Origin of the sequence: Pseudomonas sp. (assembly GCF_036387035.1) — a bacterium.
Taxonomy (GTDB): Bacteria; Pseudomonadota; Gammaproteobacteria; order Pseudomonadales; family Pseudomonadaceae; genus Aquipseudomonas.
Map to the genome: position 1 here is coordinate 19,445 of NZ_DASVUM010000264.1, position 11,071 is coordinate 30,515.

10 protein-coding genes are annotated in these 11,071 nt (G+C 62.5%); 3 read left to right on the forward strand and 7 right to left on the reverse strand.

Going from position 1 to position 11,071, the window contains the following annotated elements; genetic code table 11:
* Positions 1-51: 51 nt before the first annotated feature.
* Entirely contained in the window at positions 52-600 is a 549-nt protein-coding gene (locus VF672_RS23635; protein WP_331107487.1) for an adenine phosphoribosyltransferase, read from the forward strand.
* Positions 601-979: 379 nt separating this feature from the next.
* On the opposite strand, the gene recR is transcribed toward VF672_RS23635, so the two are convergent.
* The 4 genes from recR to dnaX form a co-directional block, all read right to left on the reverse strand.
* Positions 980-1,582 (reverse strand): recombination mediator RecR, encoded by a 603-nt coding sequence (recR, locus tag VF672_RS23640; RefSeq protein WP_331107489.1) that lies wholly within the window; start codon positions 1,580-1,582, stop codon positions 980-982.
* 69 nt (positions 1,583-1,651) lie between these two features.
* Positions 1,652-2,680 (reverse strand): NADP-dependent oxidoreductase, encoded by a 1,029-nt coding sequence (locus VF672_RS23645; RefSeq protein ID WP_331107492.1) that lies wholly within the window; start codon positions 2,678-2,680, stop codon positions 1,652-1,654.
* 182 nt (positions 2,681-2,862) lie between these two features.
* A complete protein-coding gene (locus VF672_RS23650; protein WP_037011416.1) occupies positions 2,863-3,189 on the reverse strand; it encodes a YbaB/EbfC family nucleoid-associated protein in 327 nt (108 codons plus the stop codon).
* An 81-nt stretch (positions 3,190-3,270) separates the two neighbouring features.
* Entirely contained in the window at positions 3,271-5,445 is a 2,175-nt protein-coding gene (gene dnaX, locus VF672_RS23655; protein ID WP_331107496.1) for a DNA polymerase III subunit gamma/tau, read from the reverse strand.
* Positions 5,446-5,666: 221 nt separating this feature from the next.
* On the opposite strand from dnaX, the gene VF672_RS23660 reads away from it, so the two are divergent.
* Both VF672_RS23660 and acpA read left to right on the forward strand, forming a co-directional pair.
* Entirely contained in the window at positions 5,667-6,440 is a 774-nt protein-coding gene (locus tag VF672_RS23660; protein ID WP_331107498.1) for a transporter substrate-binding domain-containing protein, read from the forward strand.
* Positions 6,441-6,595: 155 nt separating this feature from the next.
* Positions 6,596-8,302 carry an acid phosphatase gene (acpA, locus tag VF672_RS23665; protein ID WP_331107500.1) on the forward strand — a complete coding sequence of 569 codons (1,707 nt, stop codon included), beginning with the start codon at positions 6,596-6,598 and terminating at the stop codon, positions 8,300-8,302.
* 151 nt (positions 8,303-8,453) lie between these two features.
* Here acpA and VF672_RS23670 read toward each other — a convergent pair whose 3' ends face one another.
* The 3 genes from VF672_RS23670 to coaA all read right to left on the reverse strand — a co-directional run bounded on the left by VF672_RS23670 (position 8,454) and on the right by coaA (position 11,064).
* Positions 8,454-9,665 (reverse strand): MFS transporter, encoded by a 1,212-nt coding sequence (locus tag VF672_RS23670; protein WP_331107502.1) that lies wholly within the window; start codon positions 9,663-9,665, stop codon positions 8,454-8,456.
* Between the two features lie 104 nt (positions 9,666-9,769).
* Positions 9,770-10,138 (reverse strand): Rap1a/Tai family immunity protein, encoded by a 369-nt coding sequence (locus VF672_RS23675; RefSeq protein WP_331107504.1) that lies wholly within the window; start codon positions 10,136-10,138, stop codon positions 9,770-9,772.
* Entirely contained in the window at positions 10,138-11,064 is a 927-nt protein-coding gene (gene coaA, locus VF672_RS23680; protein WP_331107510.1) for a type I pantothenate kinase, read from the reverse strand. The genes VF672_RS23675 and coaA overlap by 1 nt, the downstream gene beginning before the upstream one ends.
* Positions 11,065-11,071: the final 7 nt, after the last annotated feature.

Genomic DNA, 11,071 nt, shown 5'->3' on the forward strand with positions numbered 1-11,071 from the left:
CGGGCGGGCTTAGACTGGCGTCTTTTGCGTCATGTCCTGCCCGAGATCCTTATGATTTTCGACGAATCGAGCTTCAAATCCCTCATCCGCCCCGTGGTGGACTTCCCCAAGCCCGGTGTGATTTTCCGTGACATCACGCCGCTGTTCCAGTCACCCAAGGCCCTGCGCCTGGTCATCGACAGCTTCATCCAGCGCTACATCGACGCCGACTTCAGCCATGTCGGCGTCATGGACGCGCGCGGGTTTCTGATCGGCTCGATCGTCGCCTACGAACTGAACAAGCCGCTGGTGCTGTTTCGCAAACAGGGGAAATTGCCGGCTGACGTGCTGGCCGAGGCCTATCAGACCGAATACGGCGAAGCGCTGCTGGAAGTCCACGCCGACAGCCTGTGCGATGGAGACTCGGTGGTGATGTTCGATGACCTGATCGCCACGGGTGGCACGCTGATCGCCGCCGCCAAGCTGATTCGCCGCATGGGCGCCAAGGTTCACGAAGCCGCTGCGATTATTGACCTGCCAGAGCTGGGCGGTTCACAACGCCTGCGCGACATGGAAATCCCGACGTTCTGCCTGACCCAGTTCGCGTTGACGGATAAGTAAAGCCTGGCATTCGATCAGGCTGCTGCGCCTCGTTATCACCTGATGAACCGGGTTCGCCAGCAAGCCGGCTCCTACAGGGTTTCGCGTCAATCAGACGTAGTGCATCGCGCCACTGTAGGAGCTGTCGGAGGTTACGACGGTGGCGAACGCGGTGCGTCAGCCGCGCGTTGTATTACGTGAAGGACCAAGTTCGCCAGCAAGCCGGCTCCTGCAGGGTTTCGCGTCAATCAGACGTAGTGCATCGCGCCACTGTAGGAGCTGTCGGAGGTTACGACGGTGGCGAACGCGGTGCGTCAGCCGGGCGTTGTATTACCTGAAGGACCGGGTTCGCCAGCAAGCGTGCTCCCACAGGGTTTTGGGTGAATCAGACGAAGTCTTTTTACAACTGAATCGGCTTGCGCCCTGCAAACGAGTGCGCCAGGGTGCCGCCGTCGACCAGTTCCAGCTCGCCACCCAACGGTACGCCGTGGGCAATGCGCGAAGTGATCAGGCCTTTGTGGGTGAGCAACTGGGCGATGTAGTGCGCGGTCGCTTCGCCTTCGACCGTCGGGTTGGTCGCCAGGATGACTTCCGTGAACGACCCCTGCTCCTCGATCCGCGCCACCAGTTGCGGGATGCCGATGGCTTCAGGCCCCAGACCGTCCAAGGGCGACAGATGACCCTTGAGCACAAAGTAGCGCCCTCGATAACCGGTCTGCTCCACCGCGTAGACGTCCATCGGGCCCTCTACCACGCACAGCAGCGTGTCGTCGCGCCGGACGTCAGCGCACTGCGGGCAGAGTTCTTCTTCGGTCAGGGTGCGGCACTGTTTACAGTGGCCGACGCCTTCCATCGCCTGACTCAGCGCCTGGGACAAACGCGAGCCGCCGCTGCGATCGCGCTCCAGCAACTGCAACGCCATGCGCTGGGCGGTTTTCTGACCGACGCCGGGCAGAATGCGCAGGGAGTCGATCAACTGGCGAATCAGGGGGCTGAAGCTCATTGGAGAAACGTCCGACAAAAACACGAGACGCGGTTTATACCCGCGCCTCTGATTACCGTCAAATCAAGGTCATGACACCTTGACCACCAGCTTGCCGAAGTTCTTGCCCTCGAGCAGGCCGATGAACGCATCTGGCGCATGCTCCAGGCCTTCCACAACATCTTCGCGGAATTTGACCTTGCCGTCCTTGACCAGCGGGATCATGGCTTGCATGAATTCATCCAGACGGTGGTAATACTCTTCGTAGACGATAAAGCCCTGAATCTTCGCACGCTTGGTCAACAGAGTGCGCATCAGCAGCGGCAGTTGATTCGGCCCCTCCGGCTGGCTTTGCGCGTTGTAATGGGCGATCAGCCCGCACAACGGTACGCGAGCGCGGGCATTGAGCAGTGGCACCACCGCTTCCAGCACCTTGCCACCGACCAGTTCGAAATAGATGTCGATGCCGTCCGGCACGGCGGCTTTCAACTGCTCGGCGAAATCTTCGCTGCGGTGATCGATACAGGCGTCAAAGCCCAGCTCGTCCACCACGTACCGGCATTTGTCTTCGCCACCGGCAACACCGACGACCCGCAGACCGTTGAGTTTGGCCACTTGGCCGACCACTGAGCCAACGGCCCCGGAGGCGGCGGCAACGACCAGGGTCTCGCCTGCCTTCGGCTTGCCGATGTCCATCAAACCCATATAACCGGTGATGCCCGGCATGCCGAGCACGCCCACTGCCATGGACGGGTTGGGCAAATCCTTGGGCGCGGTCAGGAGATTGCTGCCGTCCGAGATGCTGTGAGTTTGCCAGCCGGTCTGACCGACCACCAGATCGCCTTCCTTGAAATTGGCGTTGCGCGACTGCTCGACCACGCTGACCGCGCCGCCCTCCATGACCGCGTCGATTTCCACCGGGGCCGCATAGGACGGCGCATCACTCATGCGACCGCGCATGTAGGGATCGAGGGACAGATAGAGCGTACGCAACTGCACTTGGCCGTCCTGCAAGTCAGGCAGTGCCTGGCGTTCGAGTCGGAAGTTTTCAGGGGTCGGTGCGCCCTGCGGACGGGACGCCAGGACAATACGCTGGTTGAGGATCAGTTCTTGCGTCATCGGGATGGGGCTCCAGGATGAGGGTGGCGAGGGTATAGAGAGCAGACCGTGCCTCGCGTGACCCGTTCGGTCGGATGTGCCTTCCCCTCTGCGTTGCGCCCTGCTCGCTCACCGGGCGCCGTCCACACACAAAAATGCCAGGCGCGAGGGCCTGGCATTTTAGGGTGCAAACAGCCGTCTGATCAGAACGGCAGTTTCATGCCCGGCGGCAACTGCATGCCCGCTGTCATGCTGGCGGTCTTTTCCTGGCTGGCCGCTTCGATCTTGCGCACGGCGTCGTTGACGGCCGCTGCGATCAGGTCTTCCAGGATTTCCTTCTCTTCTTGCATCAGGCTGTCATCCAGGCTGACGCGCTTGACATCGTGACGCCCGGTCATGACCACGCTGACCAGACCGGCGCCGGATTGGCCCGTCACTTCAGCGTTGGCCAGTTCTTCCTGCATCTTGGCCATTTTTTCCTGCATTTGCTGAGCCTGCTTCATCAGGCCTGCCATGCCACCTTTCATCATGGGAATTTCTCCTCGGAAATCATTGGACAGAAAGTCGTTGAACAGCACGGAGCGCCTTGTGAGGCGAGCGCTCCGGGGAAATCAATGGGCCTGCGCCGGCGCCTCCACCGGTGCAATCGTATCCTCACGGATCGACGCGCCAAACTGCTGCATCATCTGCTGGATGAACGGATCGCCGTGAATCGCCGCCTCGGCCTGCTTCTGCCGGTCGGCACGGCGGCGCGCCGCTGCCTGAGCCGGGGTTTCCTGCTCGGGCTTGATAAGCTCGATAGTCAGGTTGAGGGTGCGTTCATGGTATTGGTTCAGCGCGTCATTCAAACGGCGTTGCTGCGTCGAGTTGAACAACGCGCTGTGGGCCGGATCAAGGTGCAGCAGCCAGTGGTCACCTTCGACCGAAATCAGCGTGCAATTGGCCGCGATACTGCCGGTCATGCCGGAAATGGGGAGCTTGGGGAACAGCTCCAGCCAGTCCGCAGCCAGCCCGGTGGCAGGCTTGGCGGCAGGCAACAGCTCCGGCTCCTTCTCTACCGCTTCGACGGCTTCGTGGGCCAGGTCATCCAGATATGCAAACGAGGCCGGGTCGAGGTCGATGTCCGGCTCGTTGTAATCGTCATCGGGCGGCGGTTCGTCGTCGCGCTCCATCGGCGCCGGTACATAGGCCGCTGCGTCGGCGGCTGCGTCGGGCACGTGCTCGATCATCTGCGGCGTCACCGCGTCGGCAGCGGCTTGCACCTGCTCTGGCGACTCGACTTCCGGCGCGTCCGGCACGGGGCTCGCCGGGGCAGGCGCCGGCATTGGCGTCAGGTCAGGCTGCTCGCCCACGGTGTCGAGGACCGGCTCGGGAATCTCAGCCATGGACTCGACCGAAGGCTCTGCTGAGGGCACTGGCTCGGGCTCAGCACCCGGCACTGCCCGTGAAACAAGGCCTGGTTCGGGCCCATTGACCGGCGGCGCGACTTTCGGCTCGTTCCACGGCAGGTCGACTTCTTCCTCGGCGCTCACTGGCGCCGGCCGTGCCTCGGGGACGGGAGCCGGTGTATCGAGGACCGGCGCCGGAGCGGGCTGAGGTCGGGAGGTTGTGGATGCGGAACTCGCCACCGCTGTCCGGGAATCAACCGTGGCCGGGTTGATCCCCACTGACTTTAACGGCTGAGTCGGCGCGTTGTCGGCATCTGCTGGCCGGAATGCCAGCATGCGCAGCAGCACCATCTCGAAACCGCCACGCGGGTCCGGTGCCAGCGGCAAATCACGCCGACCGATCAGGCCCATCTGGTAATAAAACTGCACGTCCTCGGCGGGCAACGCCTGGGCCAGCGCCAGGACCCGATCACGGTCGCCATGGCCGTTATCGACACCTTCAGGCAGCGCCTGGGCGATGGCGACCCGGTGCAGCACATTGAGGATCTCCGAGAGCACGCCGCTCCAGTCAGGGCCTTGCTCGGCCAGATGGCGCACGGCTTCGAGCAGCGAGCGGGCATCACCTTCGATCAAGGCAGCCAGCACGTCGAACACCTGGCCGTGGTCCAGCGTGCCGAGCATTGCGCGCACGTCGGACGCCGACACCCTGCCCTCGCCGAAAGCAATCGCCTGATCGGTCAGGCTCATGGCGTCACGCATGGAACCGTCGGCCGCGCGACCCAGCAGCCACAGCGCGTCGTCTTCGAACGGAATGTTTTCGGCGCCGAGCACGTGGGTCAGGTGCTCGACCACACGTTCAGGTGTCATGTTTTTCAGGGAGAACTGCAGGCAGCGCGACAAAATGGTCGCGGGCAGCTTTTGTGGGTCGGTGGTCGCGAGGATGAACTTGACGTAGGGCGGCGGCTCTTCAAGCGTTTTCAGCAACGCATTGAACGAGTGGCTGGAGAGCATGTGCACTTCGTCGATCAGGTAGACCTTGAAGCGGCCGCGACTGGGCGCGTATTGCACGTTGTCGAGCAGCTCGCGGGTGTCCTCGACCTTGGTGCGGCTGGCGGCGTCGATCTCGATCAGATCGACAAAGCGGCCTTCGTCGATCTCGCGACACACCGAGCATTCACCGCAAGGCGTCGACGTGATACCGGTTTCACAGTTCAGGCATTTGGCGATGATACGGGCGATGGTGGTCTTGCCGACCCCTCGCGTACCGGTGAATAAATAGGCATGGTGCAGGCGCTGGCTGTCCAGGGCGTTGATCAAGGCCTTGAGCACATGGGTCTGGCCGACCATTTCGCGGAACGAGCGCGGACGCCATTTACGTGCAAGAACCTGATAACTCATTGAAAACCGTCGCGACTGGGTTGCGGAAGACCGCCAATGCTAGCGGAGCAGGGGCAAAATTGCATCTGGTGTCCGACGCTTATCGCTTTATTATGGCTGGCCTGGCTCCGCAAGGAGGTTCGCAAGAGGTTTCGCTCGCCCCGCCTCCAGAGGGTGCGCAGGGGGACTTCGCGAATGGACAGCAGGCCTGATGCGTCGCACTGTTACTTCGAGGGATCCGGATGCGAGTGTGGGTGAGTGCCTTGGGACTTCTGAGCGCCTTGGGGCTGTTGAGCACGTATGCCGCCGCCGAAGGGCCGCCGCTGCGCTTTGCCGTGGCGGACAGCTGGTCGATGCCATTGATGCAAGTGGGCCCGAACGGGCCCGAGGCCGGCATTCTTTTCGACATCATGGAAAGCCTGGCCCGACAGATCGGCCAGACAGCCCAGTACCGTGTTTATCCCAGGCTGCGCGTTCAGGCGGCGACGGAACGCGGTGAGGTCGATGTGCGCTGCTATGCCGCCCAGTCCTGGTTGCCGGACATGTCGGGCGACTACACCTGGAGCCTGCCGCTGCTGACCCAGCGTAACGTGCTCGTCGGCGGCGCCTACGACACCGCCCCCTTTCAACTGAGCGGGATTCTGGGCGACCACATCGGCACTGTCCTGGGGTACGCCTATCCGGTGCTGGACCCACTGTTCGCCACGCGCGACCTGATTCGCGAAGACGCCAGGTTGCAGGAACAGGTGCTGTCCAAGCTCTCGGCCCACCGCTACCGCTACGCCGTTGACATGCAGTGGTCGCTGGACTGGTACAACCGCGACCAGAAACCCGACGCAAAGCTCAGGGCTGTCTGGGTCATCGACGAGCAGCCCGTAGGCTGTGTCGTGCGCAACGACCCGAGCGTGCCGGCTCAGCGGATCATGCGCACGCTGCTGAGGATGAAGATGTCAGGGGAAATCGAACGGATTGTCGAACGCTACCAAGTGCATTCGGGCAATCCTGCCGACCCGTAGTGAGCGGGCCCTTCCTGACTGAAACCGGTCCCACACAGATCACCGCGCTCGTTCAGTGGGACGGGCCATGACGCCTGGCTGTAGCAATACCGTCATATTGCCTCGCTAGGCTGCGTCGAAATATGTCGTAACAACTCGACCTGCGAGCGCCCGCCATGAGCAAAAAACCGGAAGACCCCGCACTGACTTTGGCCCCTCATACACCGGTAGACGGCAGCCGCCGGCGCTTTCTTGGCGGCGTTGCCGTGCTGGGCGCCGGCGCAACGCTCAGCGGTGTGGTGGGCGCGGCCGATGCCGGCATCCAAGCCAAGCCGGTATCAGACACGGTGTTGACCGGCCCGACCCTGGACAAAGCGCTGCAGGACAACATCAAAACCATCGTGGTCATCTACGGCGAAAACCGCAGTTTCAACAATTTGTTCGCCCATTTCCCCGGCGTCGAGCACCCGCTCTCAGCCGTGACCGCCAGTGAGTATCAGCAGCGCGACCGCGATGGCAAGGTCCTCGACACCCTGCCGCCGTGCTGGGGAGGTGTCTGCCAGATCGGCCCGCAGAGCGTCGACGGCGTGACCTACGCGCCAGGCGTGCAGTATCAGGAAAACCTGCCCAACGCGCCCTTTGCCCTCAAAGGCCCGAACGGCGAGGACCTGCCACTGAGCGTCGTCACCCGCGACCTCTGGCACGTGTTCTATCAGAACCAGATGCAGATCAACGGCGGCAAAAACGACGCCTTCGTCGCCTGGGCGGACTCCGGCGGCCTGACCATGGGTCATTACGCTCAGACTCGGTATTCCCTGCGTTTGTGGGACGTCGCCAAAGAATTCGTCCTGTGCGACAACTTCTTCCAGGGCGCTTTCGGCGGCTCATTTTTGAACCATCAGTACCTGGTCTCGGCCAGAGCGCCTTTCTATCCGGACGCGGCGAACTCCCCGGCGAAGTCGCAGATCGCCGTGCTGGAAAGCAGCGATCCGCTGGACTATCGGCTCAAGCCACTAGAGAAATCACCGGCCAGCGCCATGACCGGCCCGCCGCAATTCGGCCCGAGCGCGCTGACGCCCGACGGTTACGGCGTCAACACCATGGCCCCGCCCTACTGGCCCACCTGGCTGCGTGACAAGGAGAAGCCGGATTATTCCCAGCCGGGGCTGGCCAACGTGCTGGTGCCACAAACCCACGACCACATTGGCGACAAGCTGTCGAAGAAGAATATCGACTGGGCGTGGTACGCCGGCGCCTGGCAAGTGACGCTCGACGAGTACAAAGACTCGACCGGCATTCCGAAGATCCCGAACTTCCAGTACCACCATCAGCCCTTCAACTATTTCAAGCAACAGGGGCCGGAAAGCCCGAGCGAGCGCCACAAGCGCCTGCGCGACGGTGGGCTGGGTGATGAGCCGGCCACCAATAAATTTTTCGCCGATGCCGAGGCCGGCAAGCTGCCCGCCGTGACCTTCTACAAACCCCAGGGCAACCTCAACATGCACGCCGGTTACGCCGACGTGGCCGCAGGTGACCGGCACATTGATCGCGCCATCAAAGTGCTGCGCAACAGCCCGCAGTGGAAGAACATGGTCATCGTCGTCACCGTCGACGAGAACGGCGGCTGGTGGGACCACGTTGCGCCACCGAAGGGCGACCGCTGGGGACCGGGCTCGCGGGTGCCGGCCATTGTCATCTCACCGTTTGCGCGCAAGGGCACGGTCGATCACACGGCGTACGACACTGCCTCGATCCTGCGCTTGATAACGCGGGTACACGGTCTGGAGAAGCTCGACGGATTGACCGAGCGCGACAATGCCATGGCCGCACGCGGTCAGGTGCCGATGGGTGATTTGAGCAATGCGTTGCAGTTTTCGGTGTAGCAGACGCCCTGTTGCTGCTGGCAGATCGTCGATGGCGGAGCAACACCTGTAGGAGTCGGCTTGCTGGCGAACCCGTGCCGTCAGTCGACACTGTCGGTTTTGAACCACCCCATTCGCCAGCAAGCCGGCTCCTACGGGTCCATGGTGTCCGCTATGGGGTGTGCACACTGGCGAGTTGACGGGTGCCATGCTCATTCGGCAAACAGACCGTCAACACCGCCAGCACCACGGCGACGCCCGCGATCACTGCGTACACCGCGACAAACGAGCCACTCAGGCTCGCCAGCAGCCCGGCGCAATAATTGCCGAGCATGCCGCCGACGCCCTGCATGATGTTGGCCACACCAAACAGGGTGACGGCCAGCGCCGCGCTGCTCGCCATCTTCGACACGTAAGCCGGGATCAGCCCGAAGATCGGGTAGAACGCCATCGCAAACACCACGCCCGCCACCAACGGCCAGTAGCCGGTCGGCGCGAAGGCGAGGATCACCGCCGCCGACCCTACGCAGGCGTACACCAGCAACATTGTCGCGCGCAGGCCGATGCGGTCCGACAACGCGCCAAGCGCCAGACCGCTGAACATGCCGACGAAACCAATGCTGGCCCAGATCTGCGCGGTGTACTCGACGCCGAACCGCAATTCCGTGCGCAAGTAGGACGACAGGTAATTCTGAAACGGAAAGGTCGAGAAGCCGATTAGGAAATTCATCGACCAGACCTTGTAGACCCAGCCCTGCAACGCGCCACGCAGCATGCCTCTGCCCGGCGTCACGTCACAGGCGCCCTCGGTTTCCCGGACAAACAGCCGCGCGCGTTTGAACACCAGAAAGACCCCGGCGACCATCACGACGGTGATGACCCCGACCATCCACCACACCGCCCGCCACTCGCCCTGGGGCGCATACAACGGCACCAGCAGGCTGTTGATGAACACGCCATAACTGGTGCCGCTCGACACCAGTCCCATTGCCATGCCGCGGTATCGATAGGGCACCGACCTTGAAATGACGTCGACCATCGGCACGAACACCGTCGCCGCCGTACCGGCCATCACCGTCAGCAGCAGGCCGATCAGCACCACGTTCTGCGCCAGCGGCATCAGCAACAAGGCCAAAGCGCACACCGCGCCTGACCCGAAGATAACCCAGCCGCCGCCCACCCGAGGCGTCAGCCAGGCGGCCAATAACGCGCTGGCCAGAAACCCGGCCTGCCCCGCTGCGGTGATGGTGCCCACGTAAGCAATGTCGAAACCCAGGCTGGCGCGCATGTCCGGCACCAACTGGGCAAAGAGGTAGATCCCGAAGCCGTACGTCGCGGCCACGAGCCCGGTGAGAAGCAACACAATCAGGGCGTTAATTCGCATGTCGGCATCCTTGCTGAGGCCGGCGCGGGCGCGACGGCTCGGGTTGAATCAGGGGTTGAGCCTTGAATCAAACAACACAGTCACAGATCAATTGCGTAGAGGGGTTACTGACAGGGAAACGCGTTCGTCAGCGCCGCGACGACCAACACTGACTCGTTCAAATGCAGACTTTCCGGATGCGCCTGCAAGGATTGCACAATGATACGCATGGACTGAATCATCGGAATTCCGCCTTCAGGCACGCACACCAATCGGGGCAGCCCGCCCGCTTCGTGGAAAAGGTCCAGGGTGTCCATCGTCGCTTGCAGCACCCCGACGCAATGCCCGACACCCACGCTGTTCTGGGTCACGCCACCGCTCATGCTGTTGATGCCGTCCTGGCATTCGAGCAGTAATTTGTTGCCGTCCGCCAGAGCGCCGATGCTGAAGCACAGCGCACATAACGCCGACACGCCCAACGCCGGTCTGCCCATTAGCGTAGCCACAATTCCTTCACTGAGTGATCCGATGCCTTACGCACCACAAGGCTGGCGCGCTCGCGGGTCGGCAGGATGTTTTCCAGCAGATTGGGACGGTTGATGTCGCGCCAGATCTTGCGCGCAGCGTCAGGAGACTTTTCCGGCGGCAGGTCAGCCAGTTCGCGGAAGTAGGCGCCGCGCGCACGAAAGGCGGTGCGCTGCAGCATCAGGAAACGCTCGACGTACCAGCGCTCGATGTCGCCCTCTTCGGCGTCCAGGTAGATCGAGAAATCGAAAAAGTCCGACACGATACTGCCCGGCTTCTGCCCGTCGTTGCCCGCCGTCTGCAACACGTTCAGCCCTTCGAAAATCAGGATGTCGGGCTGGCTGACCTTGAGATACTTATCGGGGACGATGTCGTAGCTGATGTGGGAATAAACCGGCGCGCTGATTTCCGGCGTGCCTGCCTTGAGGTCCGAGAGAAACTTGACCATGCGCTTGCGGTCGTAGCTTTCCGGAAAACCCTTGCGGTGCATGATGCCGTCGGCCACCAGTCGCGCATTGGGGTGCAGGAAACCGTCGGTGGTGATCAGATCAACCCGCGGATGATCCGGCCAGCGCGCCATCAGCGCCTGCAACACCCGGGCAAAGGTGCTCTTGCCCACCGCAACGCTGCCCGCCACCGCGACCACGTAAGTCTGACGCTTGGCGGGACGTCCCAGAAAGGTGTCCTTGATGCTGTCCAGATTGCGCGCAGCGCTGACGTGCAGATTGATCAGGCGCGACAGCGGCAAGTAAATGTTGGCGACATCTTCCAGCGAGATGTCCTCGTTCACGCCTCGCAATGCGGCCAGATCTTCTTCCGACAACGTCAATGGCGTACTGGCGCGCAGCCCCGCCCACTCCGCGCTGCTCATTACCAGATAGTCATCAGGGGCCATCAATCGC